Annotated in this window: 22 protein-coding genes and 1 tRNA gene; 11 read left to right on the top strand and 12 right to left on the bottom strand. The window is 59.6% G+C overall.

Features of this window, described 5'->3' with window-relative positions:
- Nucleotides 1-5: 5 nt before the first annotated feature.
- Nucleotides 6-1,262: an ISL3 family transposase gene (locus DBW_RS13495; RefSeq protein WP_066726437.1), complete on the bottom strand. Its 1,257-nt coding sequence runs from the start codon at nt 1,260-1,262 to the stop codon at nt 6-8.
- A gap of 223 nt (nt 1,263-1,485) precedes the next feature.
- Here DBW_RS13495 and DBW_RS13490 point away from each other — a divergent pair, with 223 nt between their 5' ends.
- The 9 genes from DBW_RS13490 (at nt 1,486) to DBW_RS13450 (ending at nt 9,844) form a co-directional block, all read left to right on the top strand.
- Nucleotides 1,486-2,892, top strand: coding sequence for a hypothetical protein (locus DBW_RS13490; protein WP_066728009.1), 1,407 nt, complete (start codon nt 1,486-1,488; stop codon nt 2,890-2,892).
- A gap of 2 nt (nt 2,893-2,894) precedes the next feature.
- The gene (locus DBW_RS13485; protein ID WP_066728008.1) at nt 2,895-3,311 is read left to right on the top strand and encodes a hypothetical protein; all 417 of its coding nucleotides are present in this window, start codon (nt 2,895-2,897) and stop codon (nt 3,309-3,311) included.
- A gap of 123 nt (nt 3,312-3,434) precedes the next feature.
- Nucleotides 3,435-4,691 (top strand): ISL3 family transposase, encoded by a 1,257-nt coding sequence (locus DBW_RS13480; protein ID WP_066726437.1) that lies wholly within the window; start codon nt 3,435-3,437, stop codon nt 4,689-4,691.
- Nucleotides 4,648-5,283 (top strand): hypothetical protein, encoded by a 636-nt coding sequence (locus DBW_RS13475; RefSeq protein ID WP_157471896.1) that lies wholly within the window; start codon nt 4,648-4,650, stop codon nt 5,281-5,283. The genes DBW_RS13480 and DBW_RS13475 overlap by 44 nt, the downstream gene beginning before the upstream one ends.
- Nucleotides 5,284-5,528: 245 nt before the next feature.
- Nucleotides 5,529-6,464: an REP-associated tyrosine transposase gene (locus tag DBW_RS13470; RefSeq protein ID WP_066728006.1), complete on the top strand. Its 936-nt coding sequence runs from the start codon at nt 5,529-5,531 to the stop codon at nt 6,462-6,464.
- A gap of 35 nt (nt 6,465-6,499) precedes the next feature.
- Entirely contained in the window at nt 6,500-6,739 is a 240-nt protein-coding gene (locus DBW_RS13465; RefSeq protein ID WP_066728005.1) for a hypothetical protein, read from the top strand.
- A 210-nt stretch (nt 6,740-6,949) separates the two neighbouring features.
- On the top strand, nt 6,950-8,164 hold the full coding sequence (locus DBW_RS13460) for an IS256 family transposase (RefSeq protein WP_066728004.1): 1,215 nt from the start codon (nt 6,950-6,952) through the stop codon (nt 8,162-8,164).
- A gap of 351 nt (nt 8,165-8,515) precedes the next feature.
- Nucleotides 8,516-9,118, top strand: a complete 603-nt coding sequence (locus DBW_RS13455) for a hypothetical protein (RefSeq protein ID WP_066728003.1) — start codon at nt 8,516-8,518, stop codon at nt 9,116-9,118.
- A 345-nt stretch (nt 9,119-9,463) separates the two neighbouring features.
- Nucleotides 9,464-9,844 carry a hypothetical protein gene (locus DBW_RS13450; protein ID WP_066728002.1) on the top strand — a complete coding sequence of 127 codons (381 nt, stop codon included), beginning with the start codon at nt 9,464-9,466 and terminating at the stop codon, nt 9,842-9,844.
- Here the strand turns inward: DBW_RS13450 and DBW_RS13445 are convergent.
- Both DBW_RS13445 and DBW_RS13440 read right to left on the bottom strand, forming a co-directional pair.
- Nucleotides 9,827-10,141, bottom strand: a complete 315-nt coding sequence (locus DBW_RS13445; RefSeq protein ID WP_066728001.1) for a CcdB family protein — start codon at nt 10,139-10,141, stop codon at nt 9,827-9,829. The genes DBW_RS13450 and DBW_RS13445 overlap by 18 nt on opposite strands.
- Entirely contained in the window at nt 10,141-10,386 is a 246-nt protein-coding gene (locus DBW_RS13440; protein ID WP_066728000.1) for a type II toxin-antitoxin system CcdA family antitoxin, read from the bottom strand. The genes DBW_RS13445 and DBW_RS13440 overlap by 1 nt, the downstream gene beginning before the upstream one ends.
- A 256-nt stretch (nt 10,387-10,642) precedes the next feature.
- Between DBW_RS13440 and tnpA the strand changes: the two genes are divergently transcribed.
- On the top strand, nt 10,643-11,077 hold the full coding sequence (gene tnpA / locus DBW_RS13435; protein WP_066724805.1) for an IS200/IS605 family transposase: 435 nt from the start codon (nt 10,643-10,645) through the stop codon (nt 11,075-11,077).
- A 110-nt stretch (nt 11,078-11,187) separates the two neighbouring features.
- Here the strand turns inward: tnpA and DBW_RS13430 are convergent, their stop codons facing one another.
- Both DBW_RS13430 and DBW_RS13425 read right to left on the bottom strand, forming a co-directional pair.
- The gene (locus DBW_RS13430; RefSeq protein ID WP_066726432.1) at nt 11,188-12,057 is read right to left on the bottom strand and encodes an integrase core domain-containing protein; all 870 of its coding nucleotides are present in this window, start codon (nt 12,055-12,057) and stop codon (nt 11,188-11,190) included.
- On the bottom strand, nt 12,054-12,395 hold the full coding sequence (locus DBW_RS13425) for a hypothetical protein (RefSeq protein WP_066727999.1): 342 nt from the start codon (nt 12,393-12,395) through the stop codon (nt 12,054-12,056). Before DBW_RS13425 ends, DBW_RS13430 begins: the two co-directional genes overlap by 4 nt.
- 115 nt (nt 12,396-12,510) lie before the next feature.
- Between DBW_RS13425 and DBW_RS13420 the strand changes: the two genes are divergently transcribed.
- Nucleotides 12,511-12,822, top strand: a complete 312-nt coding sequence (locus tag DBW_RS13420) for a hypothetical protein (protein WP_066727998.1) — start codon at nt 12,511-12,513, stop codon at nt 12,820-12,822.
- A gap of 34 nt (nt 12,823-12,856) precedes the next feature.
- Here DBW_RS13420 and DBW_RS13415 read toward each other — a convergent pair.
- The 7 genes from DBW_RS13415 to DBW_RS13385 all read right to left on the bottom strand — a co-directional run bounded on the left by DBW_RS13415 (nt 12,857) and on the right by DBW_RS13385 (nt 20,527).
- A tRNA-Sec gene (locus tag DBW_RS13415) sits at nt 12,857-12,952 on the bottom strand.
- A 107-nt stretch (nt 12,953-13,059) separates the two neighbouring features.
- A complete protein-coding gene (locus tag DBW_RS13410; RefSeq protein ID WP_066727997.1) occupies nt 13,060-15,123 on the bottom strand; it encodes a sensor histidine kinase in 2,064 nt (687 codons plus the stop codon).
- 137 nt (nt 15,124-15,260) lie between these two features.
- Nucleotides 15,261-16,013, bottom strand: a complete 753-nt coding sequence (locus DBW_RS13405; RefSeq protein ID WP_066727996.1) for a hydrogenase — start codon at nt 16,011-16,013, stop codon at nt 15,261-15,263.
- A gap of 10 nt (nt 16,014-16,023) precedes the next feature.
- Complete coding sequence (locus DBW_RS13400) at nt 16,024-17,544, bottom strand: hydrogenase large subunit (protein WP_066727995.1); 1,521 nt, start codon at nt 17,542-17,544, stop codon at nt 16,024-16,026.
- The gene (locus tag DBW_RS13395) at nt 17,541-18,968 is read right to left on the bottom strand and encodes a proton-conducting transporter transmembrane domain-containing protein (RefSeq protein WP_066727994.1); all 1,428 of its coding nucleotides are present in this window, start codon (nt 18,966-18,968) and stop codon (nt 17,541-17,543) included. Before DBW_RS13395 ends, DBW_RS13400 begins: the two co-directional genes overlap by 4 nt.
- 4 nt (nt 18,969-18,972) lie before the next feature.
- The gene (locus DBW_RS13390; RefSeq protein ID WP_066727993.1) at nt 18,973-19,602 is read right to left on the bottom strand and encodes a hydrogenase; all 630 of its coding nucleotides are present in this window, start codon (nt 19,600-19,602) and stop codon (nt 18,973-18,975) included.
- Between the two features lie 10 nt (nt 19,603-19,612).
- Nucleotides 19,613-20,527: a respiratory chain complex I subunit 1 family protein gene (locus DBW_RS13385; RefSeq protein ID WP_066727992.1), complete on the bottom strand. Its 915-nt coding sequence runs from the start codon at nt 20,525-20,527 to the stop codon at nt 19,613-19,615.

Here is a 20,527-nt window from a genome sequence, read left to right as displayed (position 1 = left end):
GCTCGTCAGCAGAATCTGTGGGTGCCTTCCGGTTCGGGTAGGCAGCCAAGTGTATGATACAAGGCGATTTTTAGGACCTCGTAACTGCGAAAACCGTACGCTTTTCTACAGGTCACTTTCGCTTTGTTGTTAAGACCCTCGACAGCTCCCAGGGCGATCTGCTCCCGGGCGCGAAACCAGTTGAGCAGCAATTCCCGATGAGACCGCAGCATCTTCGCCACCTGCTTCATCGGTTGAATGCGGGAACGCATGGTGCGCCGGCACCACTCGTCGAGGAATCGGGCGGCCCAAGCGGCCCGCTGGTACTGCCAGAACCGTTGGAAGTCCTCCTTGAGCAGGTAGGCCCGGATCGTCTTGAGGTTGCAGGCCAGCAGTTCCTTCAGCTTGACGCCCTGCTTGTCGGTCAAGTTCTCCGGGCGTTTGAGGATGCACCAGCGGCTGCGAGTGAGTACCGGCTGCTCTCCCTTGGCCCTCAGCTCCCGGGTCTCCTGGGCGCGAACTTTATCGAGAGCCTTGTTCATCTGGCTCATGATGTGAAAACGGTCCAGGATGTGAAGCGCTTTTCCGGCCGCCGCCGCCACGATTTGCAAATACGGCTTCCACATGTCGCTGCAGACGAACCGGAGCCGGGCGGTACGCTCAGCGCCGAATTCCTTGAAGAACTGCCGCAGGGTCCTCTGGGTCCGCTCTTTGCCGATCCACAGCAAGCGACGGCAGCCGGCGTCGATCTGGTAGACCACGGTCAGGTAGCTGTTGTGCCCCTTCTTGTAGGCGATCTCGTCGATGCCGATGGCGGTGACGTTCTCCAAGTCGCGGTGGGCCAAGCCCCAGGCGACGGCCATCTTGACCGAGCGAAAGACGTTGTCCCAGGAGGTTTGGAAGACGTCGCCGACCTCCTTCCAGGACAACCGTCGCGCCCAACGGGCCAGGAACCAGGCATAGGTGGTGGTGAGGTGATTCTTCCCTTCGGCCCAAGGGACCTTTTCCACCTTGACGCCACAGCGCGGGCAGTCAACCCGGCGCATGGAATAGACGAAGAAGACGGCGATGCCCCACAGCGGGACGAACTCAAAGCGCCGAACCGGCAACGTGTCGTAGCCTGGGGCGCTGCGCCCGCAGCCCGAGCAGATCGGACGGCTACCGTCTCGGGGACGGATATCGATATCAAGGACCGTGGCTTTTCCCTGTTCCCGCCAGCGAGAGGAGCCGTAGACAAAACCACTATGCTTCTGGACCCGATTCAGGATAGACTTGACCAGCATCCCGGTTTCCTCCGCCTGGTTATGGGGTAGTCTTGGTCGACGTCCATAATGCCAGACTTGGAATCGGGATGCGCTTTTTTCAGCAACCGGTAGGCTGCTCAGCCCCCATCCCGGGGTTGCTGTTTACCCACAAATTCTGCGGAAGAACCACAATTATCTGCAACTTTGGGTGAATGCAATTTGCTAACCGGACACTACTGAATATTACTTACCTTCTGTGCCAATGGTTGGACCGGAAGATCGCCTGGTTTCGGGTGAATTCAGCAATCCTGAACATTTTGAAGGGTTTGATGCTGACAACGATGACAACGATTTTATCCATGTGCATGGCTACAACGTCAACGATCAGGATGCGCGTGGCGAGCAGGCGGAAGCTTTCAAACGACTCTACTGGTCGGGGTCGCGGGCCAGGTTCTGGGGGATCACCTGGTATGGCTGGGATACGCAATTGTCGGTTCCGATCCCCGGCATCGGAACGCGTACTCCAAACTACCATATCAATGTTCGCCGCGCCTTCGAGACCGGGCGGCTGCTGAAGGATTTTGTCTCTACCGCCGGACTTTCCAATGCGACGATTTTTGCTCACAGCCTTGGCAACATGGTCGTTTCCAGTGCCATCGCGGGAGGGATGAATGTCAGACGCTATCTGATGGTTAATGCCGCGGTGGCGGAGGAAGCCTTTACGCCGCGAAGTGCCTATGATGAGGGGGGTGACCCTGACGGCACCGGGGCTTATGCCGCTGGGTGTCCCTGGCGCACAGCGACCAGCGCGTGGATGTACCATCCTGAATGGCGTTATCCCGATGGTGTCGAAGTCGACTTTGAACAGGGATATTCGCCAAAACTCTGGGCGTCCGAGTGGTATAAGCTCTTCGGAGCCGATGACAGCCGGTCGACCCTGACCTGGCGTGGTCTCTTCGATCGGGTGCGAAATGACGAAGATACTTTCGTCTATTACGCCCCGACCGATGAAGCTTTCCGCCCTTTCAACTATTCGGTTGCAATGGCAGCTACCGACCCAGACGGAACCCATTATCAGCCGATGGCCGACGACCTGCCCGGGACGGAAGATGTCATGTTTAACTGGAGGCCGTGGGATCGGTCACATCTCGGCTATTTCGCTTTTGCGTTGCAGGAACTTTTCAAGGGGCTGACGTCGGCCATTATTGGTGAGGATAGCGATACCGGGGGGTGGGAGTTCAATCTGGACCCACGGGATGGTTATGTACAAAGTGCCGACGATGTGGAAGGGGGCTGGAGAATAATCCCGGCTGCCTTGGCAAATTCCTACAGCAAGGAGATGTTCAGGACTCAGCCGTTCTTCTCGAAAAATACCCAACGCGATTGGCTCTATTCTCCAGACCCGGTGGCGAACCTCCCAACCCTTCTCAAGGAAGAAATGCTCGCCAACGAGATTCCGGCGCTGACGAATGCGGCGGGGCATCGAGGGGTGAGAGAAATGACGGCAAGGAAAAACATTGATATCCGTCAGACGTATGCAGTCGACAAGCCGTGGCCGCAAGATAGAGTGAACGGGTTTGAATGGCGGCATAGCGATATCTATGTCGTTGCCTACCCATTTCTGTCTGGATTGTATGATGAGTGGCTCAAAAAGATCAAAGGAGAGTAGCCATGAAGAATATTTTAGCCATTGTGTCGATAATAGTATTTTTATTGGCAGCAAACTCCACAGTATTCGCCATTGGCATGGTGAAAATTAACGTCAAAATCATCGATGAGGCCGGAACTCCCCTTGATGATGTTAAATTGAGTATGCGATTCTCCGGCGGTGAAATGCCAGTGATGAAAAATGCCGACGATCATGGTAATTGCAGCATCACATCAAGTTCGAATGATGGTGTTGTTGTCGGAACGGCTATGAAGGAAGGCTATTACAACAGTACCTTTAATCACGATTTCTATGTCAAAAAATTCGGCTTTTGGCAGCCATGGGGGAAGGAACTCACCGTTGTCATGCGCCCCATCGTCAATCCTGTGCCGATGTATGTGCGTAACACATTTTGGTTCTTCCGCAGAATTTGTGGGTAAACAGCAACCCCGGGATGGGGGCTGAGCAGCCTACCGGTTGCTGAAAAAAGCGCATCCCGATTCCAAGTCTGGCATTATGGACGTCGACCAAGACTACCCCATAACCAGGCGGAGGAAACCGGGATGCTGGTCAAGTCTATCCTGAATCGGGTCCAGAAGCATAGTGGTTTTGTCTACGGCTCCTCTCGCTGGCGGGAACAGGGAAAAGCCACGGTCCTTGATATCGATATCCGTCCCCGAGACGGTAGCCGTCCGATCTGCTCGGGCTGCGGGCGCAGCGCCCCAGGCTACGACACGTTGCCGGTTCGGCGCTTTGAGTTCGTCCCGCTGTGGGGCATCGCCGTCTTCTTCGTCTATTCCATGCGCCGGGTTGACTGCCCGCGCTGTGGCGTCAAGGTGGAAAAGGTCCCTTGGGCCGAAGGGAAGAATCACCTCACCACCACCTATGCCTGGTTCCTGGCCCGTTGGGCGCGACGGTTGTCCTGGAAGGAGGTCGGCGACGTCTTCCAAACCTCCTGGGACAACGTCTTTCGCTCGGTCAAGATGGCCGTCGCCTGGGGCTTGGCCCACCGCGACCTGGAGAACGTCACCGCCATCGGCATCGACGAGATCGCCTACAAGAAGGGGCACAACAGCTACCTGACCGTGGTCTACCAGATCGACGCCGGCTGCCGTCGCTTGCTGTGGATCGGCAAAGAGCGGACCCAGAGGACCCTGCGGCAGTTCTTCAAGGAATTCGGCGCTGAGCGTACCGCCCGGCTCCGGTTCGTCTGCAGCGACATGTGGAAGCCGTATTTGCAAATCGTGGCGGCGGCGGCCGGAAAAGCGCTTCACATCCTGGACCGTTTTCACATCATGAGCCAGATGAACAAGGCTCTCGATAAAGTTCGCGCCCAGGAGACCCGGGAGCTGAGGGCCAAGGGAGAGCAGCCGGTACTCACTCGCAGCCGCTGGTGCATCCTCAAACGCCCGGAGAACTTGACCGACAAGCAGGGCGTCAAGCTGAAGGAACTGCTGGCCTGCAACCTCAAGACGATCCGGGCCTACCTGCTCAAGGAGGACTTCCAACGGTTCTGGCAGTACCAGCGGGCCGCTTGGGCCGCCCGATTCCTCGACGAGTGGTGCCGGCGCACCATGCGTTCCCGCATTCAACCGATGAAGCAGGTGGCGAAGATGCTGCGGTCTCATCGGGAATTGCTGCTCAACTGGTTTCGCGCCCGGGAGCAGATCGCCCTGGGAGCTGTCGAGGGTCTTAACAACAAAGCGAAAGTGACCTGTAGAAAAGCGTACGGTTTTCGCAGTTACGAGGTCCTAAAAATCGCCTTGTATCATACACTTGGCTGCCTACCCGAACCGGAAGGCACCCACAGATTCTGCTGACGAGCCCACATTTTTCGACTTCCCGGCACTTGATAAAGAAATCGGGTTCGATTTGGAGAAGGCTGACTGGGTGATTCCCTATGGACTTGGGACGCAGGCCGATTTCGTCTTTAAGGTCGAACGGCGTTACGACAATGCTGATAATTTTGATGCGACCATGACCCTAACTTTTGCCAATCCCTTTGACGGTATTCAGGTAGTCAAAGATGACGGCGGGGGCGATTTCAATGCCGGGAGTTCGTTTCGTATGCCGAGGATGGCACCAGAGTCTGGGTATCAACCTACAATACAGAAACGATTGTCGCGGGGATCCTATGGCAGGCACTCTGACAAGTCTGATGACAACAACTTTATCTTTCGTGTCCGATCGGAGGTCGATAGAGATGGTAAGTTTAAGCGTGCTATGTATGGGAAAATCCGTGGTGATCTGAAGTTTGACGCGTTCCTGAGCCCCATTGCCGGTAAAGAGGGTTTTGGATCTATCGGCATGCACTATTACCTCAATCCTGATTACACGATGAATCTTGAATTTGATCCGAAGCGGAACCTTTTTATCACCACATCGCCCAGTGAAAACGTATTGGCGCCATAGGGCGGATTCAAATTGCAAGTGCACCGTCTGATTCAAGCCATATAGGGTAGATTCAACTCGTAAGTGCACCACCCGCGAAGCGGGCTGAAAAGAAGGACATGATGGGGTTTCTGGTAGGGAGAGGCTTAGGGGACGGTGGTAAGTTATGTAAGTTTTAGAATTTAGCAGAAGCCATATAGGTTCCGAAGCCATATAGGTTCCAGGTCTACACATTCACAAGTTGATTCTCATGGGAAGAGGGGACCATGGGCAGACCGCTACGCATTGAATACCCCGGCGCCTTTTACCATGTCACCGCACGCGGAAACGAACAGCGGGAGATTTATAAGAGCGTTGCGGATCGAGAGCGGTTTCTGGGCTATCTCGCCTCAGCCACTGAGCGCTATGGCGCCGCCGTCCATGTTTGGTGCCTGATGACCAACCATTACCACCTGTTGTTGGAAACCCCCGAAGGAAATCTTTCGCGGATCATGCGCCACATAAACGGTGCTTACACCAACTACTTCAACACCAAGCGTCGCCGGGCGGGGCATCTATTTCAGGGACGCTATAAGGCGATTCTGGTGGACCGTGATGCCTACGCACTGGAGTTGTCGCGTTACATCCATCTCAACCCGGTGCGGGCCGGGATGAGCCTGCGGCCCGAGGAGTATGCCTGGTCTAGTTATCGGAATTATGTGGGGCAGCAGGTCGCCCCAGGATGGCTTCGTCGGGAGGAAGTTTTGGGTTACTTCGGCGGGGATGAGACGCGTTATCAAGGATTTGTGGAGGAAGGCCTGAAAGCCGCGATCATGAACCCCTTAGACGAGGCGCTGGCATCTACCATTCTCGGAGGGGAGAAATTCGTCCAGGAGATTACCGCTCTGCATCTGTCCGGAGTATCGCCGAACCGCGATCTCCCGGGCATACAACAGCTGAATTCCCGCTGGTCGATAGATGACATTGTGGCCGCGGTTGAGGCGACTCTGGGTGCGGAGAAGGGCTTGTCCCGAAGTGTGGCCATTTATCTATGCCACCGCCACAGCGGCGCGAGGTTGCGGGAGATCGGTGAGAGGTTCGGTGTTGGCGAGTCGGCAGTTTCCCAGGGAAGCCGCCGGACGCGGGAGAAGGTTGCAGAAGAGGAAGGGCTCAGGGTGAGGGTTGAGCGAATCTGCCAGGCCCTGGGCATTGTCAATGTGTAGACGCGACACCTTTGGACTGCTTTCTCAAGGAAGAAATGCTCGCCAACGAGATTCCGGCGCTGACGAATGCGGCGGGGCATCGAGGGGTGAGGGAGATTAGAGTTGATCACCCGGATCGTGACATCGATATCCGGTTGCAGTATGCGGTTGGAAAGCCGTGGCCACAGGATAGATTGAACGGGTTTGAATGGCGGCATAGCGATACCTATGTCGTCGCCTACCCCTTTCTGTCTGGATTATATGATGAATGGGTTAAAAAGATAAAAGGAGAGTAGCCATGAGGAATGCTCTAGCCATTGTACCGATAATGTTTTTTCTGTTGGCAACAAGCTCCCCAGTATTGGCCATTGGCATGGTGAAAATTAACGTCAAAGTTATCGATGAGGCCGGTATCCCTCTCGAGGATGTTAAACTGAGGGTGTAAAAAAGATTGTGTAAATGGCCATTCAGGGGTACACCGGGACCCCACCCTCTAAGGAGCCCCCATGGCCATCGAAAAAGATCTGCTGGACCGTCTGCTTGCCGACTACAAGAAGCCCGAAGACCTGATCGGCGAAACCGGCTTGCTTAAACAGCTCACCAAGGCCCTTCTGGAACGAGCTTTGGAAGCGGAATTGACCCAACACCTGGGGCACGAGAAGCATGCTCCCGTGGCCACGAAAGGCGGCAATGCCCGCAATGGCAAGTCGGCCAAAACCATCAAGGGCGAATTCGGCAAACTGCCGATCGAGGTTCCGCGTGACCGGGACAGCAGCTTCGAGCCGCTCATCATTCCCAAGGGCCAGACCCGCTTCGCCGGCTTCGACGGCAAGATCATCTCCCTCTACGCCCGGGGGATGACGACCCGGGAGATCCAGGGGCATCTGGAAGAGATTTATGGCGTCGAGGTCTCTCCCGCCCTCATTTCCAGCGTGACCGATGCCGTCGCGGACGAGGTCAAGATCTGGCAGAACCGACCGCTCGACGCCCTCTATCCCATCGTCTATATGGACGCGGTCCGGGTTAAGGTGCGGGACAACGGCCACGTCAGCAATAAAGCGGTCTACCTGGCCCTGGGCGTCACCCTGGACGGCATCAAGGAGGTCCTGGGTATGTGGGTGGCCGAGAACGAGGGCGCCAAGTTCTGGTTACAGGTGGTGACCGAGTTGAAAAACCGGGGTGTCGAAGACATCTTCATCGCCTGCGTGGACGGGCTCAAAGGTTTCCCCGAGGCCATCGAAGCGGTCTTTCCTCGCACCCAGGTCCAGCTCTGCCTCGTTCACATGGTGCGCCATTCTCTCCGCTACGTCTCCTGGAAACAGCGCAAGGAAGTGGCGGCCGATCTGAAGACCATTTACCAGGCCGCGACGGCCGAGCAGGCCGAAATGAACCTGACGGAGTTCGAAGCGAAGTGGGATAAAACCCACCCTTCCATCGGCCAGTCCTGGCGGCGGAACTGGGAGAGAATCACCCCTTTTTTCGCCTACCCGGCGGAGATTCGCAAGGTGATCTACACCACCAATGCGATCGAATCGCTAAACATGTCGCTGCGCAAGGTCACCAAGAACCGGGGCTCATTCCCCAACGACGCAGCCATGTTCAAACTGCTCTACCTGGCGCTGAACAATATCGCCAAGAAATGGACCCTGCCGATTCGGGACTGGAAGGCCGCCCTCAACCAGTTCTCTATCTTGTTCGAAGGCAGGTTGCCGGTTTACTGACGACAAAAACCCAAGCCATTTACACAAACTGATTTACACCGCCGTTAAACTAAGCGTGCGGTTTTCCGGTGGCGAAATGCCAGTAATGAAAAATGCCGACGATCATGGTAATTGCAGCATCACGGCAAGTTCGAATGATGGCGTTGTTGTCGGAACGGCTATCAAGGAAGGCTATTACAACAGTACCTTTAATCAAAAGTTGGGTTCAATTCCCCGCAGCTTGCTGCGCGATTTTTACTAAGGGTGTAGGCTGTTGATACCCCGTAGCTTGCTGCGGGGTAGTTCATTCACGATTTCTATGTCAAAAAATTCGGTTTTTGGCAGCCGTGGGGAAAGGATCTCACGGTCGTCATGCGTCCAATCGTCAACCCGGTGCCGATGTATGTGCGGAACCACTCCTTTAAGGTTCCCGTAAAAGGCGAAGAGGTCGGTTTCGATCTGGAGAAGGCCGATTGGGTGATCCCCTATGGCCAGGGAACAACAGCGGATTTTGTGTTCAAGTTCGTGCAACGCTTTGACAATATGAACAACTACGATGCAACCATGATATTGACATTTTCAAATCCATTTGATGGCATCCAGGTTGTTAAAGACGATGGCGGTGGTGATTTCAATATCGGAAGTTGGTACAGATTGCAAAGAACTGCACCTGAGACTGGGTATTTGCCGAGAATTGAAAAGCGTATTTCAAGGGGATCGTATGGAAGATATTCCGACATTGAAGATGATAATAACTACATCTTTCGGATTCGTTCTGAAGTTGGTGAGAATGGCAAATTGAAACAAGCTATGTATGGCAAAATTCGCGGCGAACTGAGGCACTTTGTAGGTGATGGTGGCGGGATAAAAATACACTACTACCTAAATCCCGACTATACCCGAAACCTTGAATTCGACCCGAAACGCAATTTGTTTCGATCATTGCCACAGAACGAAAATGTCCGACAACCTTAAAAAAAGTCGGTTCTTCCGCAGAATTTGTGGGTAAACAGCAACCCGAAGAGCGATAGAAAGCCATATAGGTTCCAGGTCTACACATTCACAAGTTGATTCTCATGGGAAGAGGGGACCATGGGCAGACCGCTACGCATTGAATACCCCGGCGCCTTTTACCAAACAAGCCATAGGGGTCAGCCCCAGACATGGGACAATCGAGGGTAAAAGCGAGGCCGGAATGGCAGATTCAAATTGCAAGTGCACCACAATAGCAATAAGACACTTTTAGGGAGAGACAACCTCCTTTCCCAGTTTTTATGCGAGTTCCAATCACTGCAATTTCCATCGATTTGGAGGGTACCTGTGAATATCGCAACAAGATTCGCCCTGCTGGTATTGATACTGGTCGTTTCCGCCAGCCTCGCATCTGCGGCACCCTTTACCGGTTATCGCCTGCTTAAAATCTCCGCTGCGGATCAACGCGCTGTTATCCAGCAACCTGACGGCGCGCTTAAGGCGATTGGAACCGGTGACGGGGTCGACGGGGCGCGCGTGACTGAGATTGCCGAAGGTCGGGTGGTGTTGGAGGGAAAAGACGGCGAGACGGTGGTCGTGCGGCTGGAGAAGGGGAGGCAGCGGATCGAGACCTATCAGCGCCTTGGCGAATCGGCGCCGCCGATGACCGTTCCTGCGGATGGGGATGCCGGGCTGGCGTTACCGAGCGGATCAGGCGCCCGTCAGTAGCAGGTCGAGCGCCGCGATAATAGTGTCGCGTTCGGCGGCAAGAGTGGCGACGGTTTCCCCCAGTTCGCTGCGGGCAATGCCGGCCAGTTCGGGCGTTGACAGGATCACTCGGGTTCCCTCAACGGTGAAGGCCGGATTCAGGATTTGCAGGGGGTGCGCAATGCTGGCAGCGGTCAGCAGTGGTACCACCACCCGGGTAGCAAGCCCGGAGAGGAGATCGGCCTGAATGTCGAGCAGGTAGGGAACCTGGCGCTTGCTGGCCGGGTCGGGGTTGCGATGGACGTCGAACTGGGCCATCAGAAACGCCTCCGGCCGTCGCTGAAGACGCCCTGCTCGGCCACCCGGCCATTGTAGGCGTCGATCGCCTCGGCATTCTCCTGCAACCAGAGCTGCCGGCGCTGCTGGGCCACCAATTCCGCGAGGCGGTCTTCCAGTGCCCGGGAGAGGTTGATACCGAAGGCCTTTGCCTGTTGCAGCAGGTCGCTGTTGATCGAAACGTTGGTCGCTTTTTTCGGCGCGGAAAGGTTGTATGCCGCTTCCATGGGCGTCTCCTAGTTATTTGGTTTGTTGTTATTTTATGCGCATGATATATGCGCGTCAATCTTTTGCTTTGCTGAATTAGTTGATATCGGCGCAGTTCTGCCTGTAGCGGAACCGGTTCCTTGGACACAAGTTTAGTGTGAAGTAGAAACCCCCGTCCTCTGGACGGGGTCAGAGTCCTTTGGCTTTGCCAAAAGGGCTCATGGCAATCCATATTCAGGCGTTGTTCCCGCAACGACCTGAACAGAAAGGAAAGCCATGAGCCGTTTTCGAAAATTAACACATGCGATCTGGCACTGCCAGTATCACATCGTCTGGGTGCCCAAGTATCGCTTCCGGATATTGGAAGGTGAACTGGCGCAAGAAGTTCGAGCGTGTATCCGGATCTTCAGCGAGCAGAGTCACTGCGAGGTCGTCGAGCTGAATGTCCAGAAAGACCATATTCACCTGATCATCATGGTGCCGCCCAAGGTGTCCATTTCGGAGTTGATGGGGCGCCTGAAGGGCCGATCAGCGATACGTATTTTAAAGAACCATCCCAAGTTGCGGAAGAAACGCTACTGGGGCAATCATTTTTGGGCGCCCGGCTACTGCGTTGACACGGTAGGCCTGGATGCCGAGATGATCAGGCGCTACGTGCGGTATCAAGAGCAGCATGAGAAGAAAGTGGAACAACAGCAACTCAAATTCTAATTGTTGTGGACGTGGGAACAACGCTCCGGTGACCCTCTTTGGGGGTCACCGGCAACGCCCCCTCTGGGGGCGCCTTTAAAGCCCCGTCCTCTGGGCGGGGTTTTTTTACATTATGCCGCCTGACGGATTTCGTCGGGCGACCGGAAGCCATTTTTCTCGACTCGCCATTCGCTGTTGTAGAGTTCGACGAAGGTTTTCACGGCCTCGCGAACATCATCGATGGTACGGAATATTCGGCCATAGATGGCTTGCTCTTTCAAGGTGCGGTTGAATCGTTCAGCAACTCCGTTGGTCTGTGGTTCGGCAACGAAGGCAAAGCTGGGGGTGATTCCCCAGAACTTGATCTGGTTCAGAAAATGGTCTGAGAGGTACTGGGTGCCGTGATCCATACGCAGAGACAACCCTCGGGCAATATCTTTCTCTACGCCCCCATAGATGTTGTCTAACGCCATGGAAAGTGGTTGAAGAGCAGCATAACGGTCGCCGGTCTTGCAAACATGCCAGCCGACACATTCGGCGTTCCAGTGCTCGACGGCGCTAAAGATCCAGACCCAGCCTTCGTCGAGAGTGAATACGCGGGTGCCATCGGTGCCCCACATTAGATTCGGAGCCATGGTGATGATTTTACCATCATGCGCCTTGGCTGCTTTGGGCCAACCCCGGTGAGGTGACAACAGATGATTCTCGCGCATCAACCGCAGAACCCGCTTGCGTGCGATGCGCACGCCGTCACAAATCCGCAGCCTGGCCCAGACCTTGCGGTGTCCTTCGCCGGTGAACGGGGACGTGGCCAGATCGTGACGGATCATGGCGAGAAGATCCTCATCACTGATTGACGGACGTGGGCCACGACGCTTGGGAGTTGATTGCGGAATCTGGCGCGAGGCATGGTAGAACGAGGAGCGAGCCTGCTCCCAAACATTGCAAACCCGCTGGACGCCGTAGGCCTTTTCAGCGCCTGGGGAGATCGTTTGGCTCATTTCGACGACCTCCGTTTGGCTAAAGGGCCGGGTTTTTTAACCCGTTCCCAAAGTAGTTCGTTTTCCATGGTCAATTCGCCGATCCGGCGCATGGCCTGGTTGAGTTCCGCTTGAGTCGGATCGTTCTGACGTTGTTTCAACGACTCATCGATTCCGGTCAGCGCTTTCTCTCGCCACTGCTCCAGGCGGTAGATTTCGATGTTCAACTCGCGGGACAGAGCATCAACCGATTCGCCCCGCAGCAAGCGCAGAACCACTTCACGCTTGCGGGCAGCGCTCCAACGTTGCCCTTCGGCCAAAGGCCCAGTGACTGTTTCGTTCTTGTTGTTTGTTGTCATTATTAATCTCCTTGGACATCGGGATTCTATCCCAAATCAGTGTCCAAGAAAACTGGTGCCGCTATAGGCGCAGTTCTGCCGTGCGTATCGGTTGTCTATTCCTGGAGGGGATTCGATGAAATCCATTGTCGTGCGTCCGGAGGGGCGTTCCCGGTTCAACCTGGCTACTTGTCTGCTACTCTGCCTGACCCTGCTTTGCGGCATCGCCCCACCGGCCCGCGGCGAAGAGCCGCTGGCGACCTGGCGCGGCGATCTCGGCAATATTACGCCTCAGACCCTGCAGTGGGGGGCAATTGCCGCAGCGGTCGGCATTCTGCCGCTGAGGAGGATCGCAGGCGGGTCAAACGCCGATTTCCGCCAGACCGGCATCGTGCAGGGTTGGGAAGAGTGGTGTCACTGGTTGAAAGCGAGCGAGGAGAAACAGTAACGGGCAGGGCCGGATGGCCCTGCCCGTAATGATTTGGCGGGAGTAGATGGGGATCGAACCCACCGCGGACGGGATACGCCCGCCACCGGTTTTGAAGACCGGGCGCGTCACCAGACTACGAACTACTCCCGAGCGAAGACATTAGATTATCTAAATACCATGTTTCGTTACATCGGGCAATTGGAAACAACCCGCAGCCGCCGCGGCCCGAGACCGCAACTCGCCCTGGCAGCCGGTTCATGGGATCTGGGCGCTGGGGTCGGAAATGGCGGGGATGGATGGGGTGGCGGTCCCCGCCGCCCCGTTGTTGCCCAGGAAGAAGTAGAAGGTCGCACCTTGGCCGGGAGCGCTTTCGGCCCAGACCTGGCCACCGTGGCGATGGATGATGCGCTGCACGGTCGCCAGGCCGATACCGGTACCGTCGAACTCGCCGGTTTCGTGCAGGCGCTGAAAGGGCGTGAAGAGCTTTTCGGCACGGGCCATGTCGAAACCGACGCCGTTGTCACGGACAAAGCAGGTGCGCTGGCCGGCGCGCTGGACGACGCCGAACTCGATCAGCGTGGTCCCGGTCCTGGCACTGTACTTCCAGGCGTTGCCGAGGAGGTTGGCGAGAACCACCAGCAGCAGGCTGCGATCGCCGTTGACGACCACGCCCGGGGCGATCCGGAATTCAGCGGAACGCTGCGGCTGGCGCTGGCGCAGCTCGGCCGCCAGGGTTTCCACCAGGGCCGAGAGATCGACGGCCGTACGGTTGAGTTCTCCGCTGGTAACCTGGGAGAGGCTGAGGAGAGCCTGGATCAGCTGCTCCATCTCCTGAGTCGACTGGCCGATGCGCTGCAGTGTCGCCATGATTTCCGGCGGTTCCGGGAGGGTTTCGTCGGCGAGCAGGACCTGGCAGAGGGCGCTGATGCGCGCCAGCGGGGTACGCAGGTCGTGGGAGACCGAGTAGCTGAAGGACTGGAGTTCACGGTTGGCGGTTTCCAGCTGCAGGGTGCGATCGATAACGCGCTGTTCCAGCTCCCGGTTGAGCCGTTCGACATCGGCCCGGCTCTGCTGCAGGCGGTCGACCATGGTGTCGAACTGGGCGGCGAGGTTGCCGAATTCGTCGGGGGTCGCAAGGTTGATGCGGTAATCGAGGTTGCCGGCGCCGATGATGGTGATGCCGGCGCGAAGCTGACGCAGGGAGCGCAGGATCTGCTGAATCAGCTTGGCCGTGCCGACCGCCAGCAGCAGCGAGACGAGGATAACAACGATCACCCCCTGGCGACTGGCGGCCCGGGTCAGGTTGAAGATCTCCTGGCCGCCATCGTCGAGGGCCAGGGCGAGTTTCGGCATCAGGCCGCCATCGAGGAGCGGATCGAGCTGTTCGACGATCAGGGCCAGGGCCGCGCCGGTCTGGTTGTTCTGTTTGAGGTGGATCGCCTTTTCGGCCAGGGCGAGGACCTGGCCGTAGCTGCGCTCGATGGTAACAACCTCGTTGAGCAGATCGGAGCGGCTGGCAGGGTCGAGGGCGGCCTTGCGATTCGCCGCCCGGGCGCAGGCCTCGATGGCACTTTTGGTGTCCTTGCCGTAGTCGGCGAAGAACTGGCGGTCATGGTCGGCGCCGAAGAACAGGTAGTCGAGCAAGGCCTTGAGCTGCTTGTTGACCCCGGCGCTGAGGCGGTTGACCGCCAGCAGGTAGTCGATGGAGGCCTGGGTGCCACGGATCTGGTGCAGGGCATCGCTGGCAATCCAGGGGATCATGCCGGCGCTCATCAGCAGGTCGAGGTAAGCGTCCTGAACCTCGTTCAGGCCGTCCTCCAGGGATTCATCGATCCGGGCCAGCACCGCCCCTTCGATCAGGCGGTCGGATTGATCGGCGAAGAGTCGCTGCGCCTCGCTCTGGTGCCCGGCATCGACCAGACTGAAGAGGTGATGGATCTGCTCTTCCCAGAGGTCATAACTGGCCCGGATGGTCTCCGCTTTCGCCAGGTCTTCCCCCTCCCCCTCGACGCCAAGCGCTTTTTGCTGGCGGGCCGAACCCTCCCACAGCTCAAACGATTGCCGGGTCAGGCGACCGAAATGGGCAAACCCGGCCCGGTCTCCGGCTTCGCCCATGACCAGGTAGTCGGTCGCCTCCTTGACCTGGCGGGTAAGGTTGGCGCGCACATCGGCTATCCCCCGCAGATAACTGATGGCAGGGACGAAATAGCCTACCTGGTGGCGGATCTTCCAGGAGGCCCAGAGCAGATAACCGGCGAGCATGGCAAAGACCAGGCTCATCAGCAGTACCAGGCCAATCAGTTTTCCCTTAATGCTCATGCAGGGCTCTACCGGAAGGGGGCCGGGGGCAACCGTGGAATTGGCGCCCTGGAATGGAAAAGGGGGCCGGAGTTGGACGACTTTAACCTATCCACCGGTGAGAATCAACCGCAGGGAGCACCGCAGGGGGGGCATAATCAGCGGCGCCCGAGCAGGCGCAGCAGCCCGTCGAGAGCCGTGTAGGGATGGGGCGGACAGCCGGGGATATAGAGATCGACCGGGAGCAGGTCACTGACGCCATTGTTGACCTCGGCCAGGTCGCGGAAGGGTCCGCCGCCGATGGCGCAGGCGCCGGAAGCGATGACCAGCTTCGGTTCGGGTATGGCGGCATAGGTGTCGAGCAGGGCACTTCGCATGTTCGCCGTCACCGGTCCGGTAACCAGGAGGCCGTCGGCGTGGCGGGGGGAGGCGACGAACTGGATGCCAAAACGGCCGAGATCGAAGACCAGGGTACCAAGGACATTGAGATCGGCTTCGCAGGCATTGCAGCCGCCGGCGGAAACCTGGCGCAGCTTGAGGGAGCGGCCGAAGAGTTTGAGCATGCGCGCGTTGAGCTTTTCGGCCAGGCGGTATTCACGCTCCCCCACCAGCAGGTCGTGGCGGTTGCTGGCGGCGAGGCGGTAATCGCTGCTGAACTGCAGCGCCCCCTGCTCGGCAGGCGGACAGTCGCCGCAGAAGAGACAGCGGCCAAGGTCGATGCAGAGGCTGGTGCCGGCGCTGGCGAGAGCTTCGCAGGGGCAAGCGGCCACGGCCTGCGCCTGCTGCTGCGCTGAAAGCTCCGTCGCGGCGACAGGGAGGCCGCGGAAGCGGGACGGCAGGGTCGGTTCGACGCGCGGGAACTTGCCGGTACGGTGTCCCTGGCGCAGGCGTTCACGGATAATACCCAGCATGGCTGCACTCCTATAGGTCGAATCCGCAGTAGGACAGGTTGAAGCTCTTGTTGCAGAGCGGGAAGTCGGAAATCTGCTGGCCGCGCAGGGCGAGCGCCAGCCCGCTCCAGTTATGGAAAGAGGGATCGACGATCTTGTAGCGGACGATCTGCCCGTCGGCGCCGGTAAGGGCCGCATGCACCACCTCGCCGCGCCACCCTTCGCAGAGGGAGACGGCGAGGCTGTCGGCGGCAAGGGGGGCGGCGGGGGTGCGCAGCGGACCATCGGGAAGGTGGCGCAGCAAGCGGCGGATCAGCTCGAAAGAGGCATAAATTTCCCGGCGGCGCACGTTGCCACGGGCAAAGACGTCACCGTCGATCTCAATTACCGGGGTATCAAACAGCCCTTCCCCGGCGTCGAAGGGATGGTGCAGACGGGCGTCCCGGACCAGGCCGCAGGCCCGCGCCGCCACCCCGACCAGGCCGAGGGCCTCGGCATCATCGGTGCTGATCGGTCCCGTCCCTTCGAAGCGGGCGAGGACGGACGGGGAGTCGAAACAGAGTTCGATGGCGCCGCGGGTTTCCCGTTCGAGGAGCTGAAGGCGCTCGACGAAGGTCTTTGCGAGGGCGGCGTCGAGATCGAAAATCACCCCGCCCGGTCGCACCAGCCCCCGGCCGAAGCGGCTGCCGCAGAGCTCGGCGGTCAGGTTGAGAAAGTCGCCGCGCAGCCGGCCGCAGAAAGAGGCGGTCGGCAGAAAGCCGACGTCGCCGGCGAGGGCCCCGATATCGCCGACGTGATTGGCGAGCCGTTCGAGTTCCAGCGCGATGGCCCGAATCGCCTGCGCGCGCCGCGGCGCTTCGATGCCGCCGAGGCTTTCGAGGAGCTGGCAGCCGGCGGTGGCGTGGCCGATGCTGGTATCGCCGGCAGCGGTTTCGAAGAGGTAGCTCGCCTTGGCGAGCGGCGCGCCCGGCAGTTGCTGCTCGATGCCGCGATGCTGGTAGCCGAGGGAGATCTCGAGGTGCATCACCTCCTCGCCGTGGCACTGGAAGCGGAAGTGCCCCGGTTCGATCACCCCGGCGTGGACCGGGCCGACCGCGACCTCGTGGACCTCCTCCCCCTCGACCCGGTAGAATTCCATCTCCCCCGCCACCGGGTGGCTCCCCTGCGGCCGTCCCCAGATGTCGGCGGCATCGATCCAGGGGGCGTGGAAACGGACCGGTTTCAGCCAGGGGTGATCGAGGGGACGCACGCCGAATTGCTCGGCCAGCTCCCGCTCGAAGAGGTGGAGCTGCGGACACTGGGGCGTCAGGGCCGGAAAACTGCCGCTGACCCGGGTCCGCAGCAGGGCCAGCTCTTCCTTCCAGTCGTGGGCGAGGATGGCGAAGATCTCCAGCCCCGCCGCCACCGGGACGCCGAAATAGCTCGCCACCCGGGCATCGGCCGCGACGTCCGCCAGCAGCGAAGCGCTGAACTGGGCGTAGTCGAGAATCGGCAGCTCGGCGAGGGGGACCGAGAGACCATGGCGAAAACGGACCAGTTTCGACAGGCTCATGGCTGCACCTCCAGCAGGGCGGCGGCATCGCGCAGGGCGTTTTCCAGGGGCGCGGGGAGATAAACGCCGAGGATCAGCACCAGCAGCAGAAAGACGATCGGTGCCAGGACCAGCAGCAGGCTGTCTTTGAAGGCGGTGTCGAGTTTGACCGGTTCCCCCTGGGTAGCGGTGAGGGCCGTCGCTCCCATGCCGATAAAGACTACCGCCAGCAGCAGCAGCATGGTCAATCCGACCCCGACCCGGCCGCTGCCGAAGATGCCGCGCAGAATGGTGAATTCGCTCATGAACGGTCCGAAGGGGGGCGAGCCGGTGATGGCGAGGAAGCCGGCCATGAAGAGGGTGCCGGAGATCGGCAGGGTGGCGATGGCGCCGTGGACCTCGGAGAGTCGCTTGCTGTCGTAGGCACGCTGGATGTTGCCGGCGGATAGGAAGAGACAGCCCTTGGTCAGGGCGTTGTTGACGAGATGAAACATGGCGCCGAAGGTCGCCAGGCCGCCGATACCGACGCCGATGGCGAGAATCCCCATATGCTCCACCGAGGAGTAGGCAAGGAGCCGCTTGATGTCGGGCTGGCGCACCATGAAGACCGCCGCCACCAGCAGCGACAGCAGCCCCATGCCGAGCAGGGTCTGGCGGGCCATGACGCCGTCGCCGGCAGCGACCATCAGCTGCAGGGCGCGCAGGATGGCGAGAAAGGCGACGCTGGTGAGGCCGCCGGCGAGGAGCGCCCCGACCATCCCCGGCGCTTCGCCGTAGGCGTCCGGTTTCCAGCTGTGCAGGGGGGCCAGGCCCATCTTGGTGCCGAAACCGACCAGCAGAAAGACGAAGCCGGCATGAAGCCAGGGGCGGGAGAGGGTGGCCGCTCCGGCGAGGAGGTTGTCGAACTGGAGGTTGACCGGTACGCCGCCGCCGAGCAGGGCGGCGTAGGCGACGAAGAGCATACCGAGCATCGCCAGGGCGATGCCGACGGAGCAGAGGAGCAGATATTTCCAGGTCGCCTCGATCGACAGCCGGTTGCGGTTGTAATAGATCAGCGGCGCGCTGGCGATGGTGGTCGCTTCCACCGCCATCCAGAGCAGGCCGAGATGGCGGGCCGAGATCGCCAGGGTCATGGCGGCAAGAAAGACCAGCAGGCAGGGGACGATGACCCGGTTGCCGCGGTCCCGGCGCAGATCGAGGTAGCCGACCGCATAGAGCGCGCAGCCGAAATAGAGGAGGCTGGTGACGATCAGCACCAGCCGGGAGAGGGCGTCGAGGCCGATCCAGGGGCCGAAGCCGGCCTCCGGGGCGGCGACGAGAAACCCGGCGAGGAGCAGGTGCAGCCCGCCGCTGACGGGGAGGAGCCAGGAGCGTCCCTGATGCCAGGGGAGGATCAAGGCGAGCAGCGCAGCGGCAAGGGGGAGGAGAATCAGCAGCAGAAGCATGGCGCTATTCCTTCAGGGCGGTCAGGCGTTCGGTATTCAGGGTCGAGAACTCGCGGCTGATCTGGTTGAGGACGATCCCCATGACGAAGACACCGACCAGCAGGTCGAGGAGGATCCCCGCCTCGACCATCAGCGGAATCGCCGTCGAGAGGAGGACGGCGAAGACGAAGATGCCGTTTTCCAGCATCAGGTAGCCGAGGACCTGGGTGATCGCCTTGCGCCGCGTGATCAGGAGCAGAAAACCGCTCGCCATGGTCGCCAGCGCGGTCGGCACGAAGAGCCCGTCCTGGTGTTCCGGGGCCAGCGGCAGGAAGCCGGAGAAGATGAAGGCGCCGGCGGTGACCAGGGCGCCGATCACCAGGGTCGGCACGAAGCCGATGAAGGGCTCGACCTCGCGGCGGATGCGCACTTCGCGAATCGCCCGCAGCAGCAGCCAGGGAATGAAGATCCCCTTGAAGGCGAGGGCGCCGGCGCCGAGGAGCAGGGCATGGCCGGAGAGGCCGTGGGCGGCCAGGGGCAGGAGCGCGAGGAGGGCGCCCTGAAAGGCGACGGCCCGGATGCAGGCGACGAGCCGGGCGCTGCCGAGGGTGAAGAAGTTGATCAGAATGACGATCAGCAAGAGCAGGTTCGACATCGGGGGTCTCCTAACGCAGGACCAGGACCAGGGCGAAGATCGAGAGGAGGGTGGTGCCGACCAGCACCTGCGGCACCCGCGGCAGCTTGAGCCGCGCCATGGTCGACTCGACCACGCCGATCAGCACCGCCAGCCCCAGCAATCCCGCCAGGAAGACGAGCAGGTCGAGCAGGAGCGAGCCGGTCTGCACCGGCAACGCGACGCGCACCAGCAATGCTCCCAGCACCAGCAGCTTCATCGCGGCGCCGTAGAGGATCATGCCGAAGGCCGGGCCGCTGTGATCGAGCACCATCACCTCATGGATCATGGTCAGTTCGAGGTGGGTGTTGGGATCGTCGAAGGGGATGCGCGAATTTTCCACCAGCAGCACCACGAAGAGGCAGACCAGGATCAGGCCGAGCGAGGCGCCGCCATTGCCGTGCCACTGCGCGGCCAGCTGCGGCCCGAGCAAATCCCCGAGGGCGAGGCTGCCGGCGCCGCGGGCGAGGACCAGCAGCGCGAAGAGGACGGTCGGCTCGGCGAGGCAGGCGAAGGTCACCTCCCGGGCCGCCCCCATCCCTTCGAAACTCGAGCCGGTATCGAGGGCGGCAGCGGCGGTGAAGAAACGGGCGAGGCCGAAAAGATAGACGAAGAGAATCAGGTCGCCACTGAAGGAGATCGGGGCGCCCAGGCCGCCGAAGGGGATCAGCATCGCGGCGAGGAGCGGGACCACCAGGCCGACCACCGGCCCGGCGAGGAAGACCCAGGTGGTGGTGCGGCTGATGACGAACCCCTTGCGCCAGAGGCGGAAAAGGTCGAAGTAGGGCTGCAGCAGCGGCGGCCCGACGCGGCCGGCAAAGAGCGCCTTGGTCTTGGTGATCACCCCCAAAAGCAGCGGGGCAAACAGGAGCAGGATGGCAAGTTGCAACAGGATCCGGCCGATCAT

It is taken from the genome of Desulfuromonas sp. DDH964 (assembly GCF_001611275.1).
In the GTDB taxonomy this organism is placed as follows: Bacteria; Desulfobacterota; Desulfuromonadia; order Desulfuromonadales; family DDH964; genus DDH964.
Note: the sequence above shows the minus strand (reverse complement) of the source record. Positions and strands in the feature narration are given on the sequence as shown.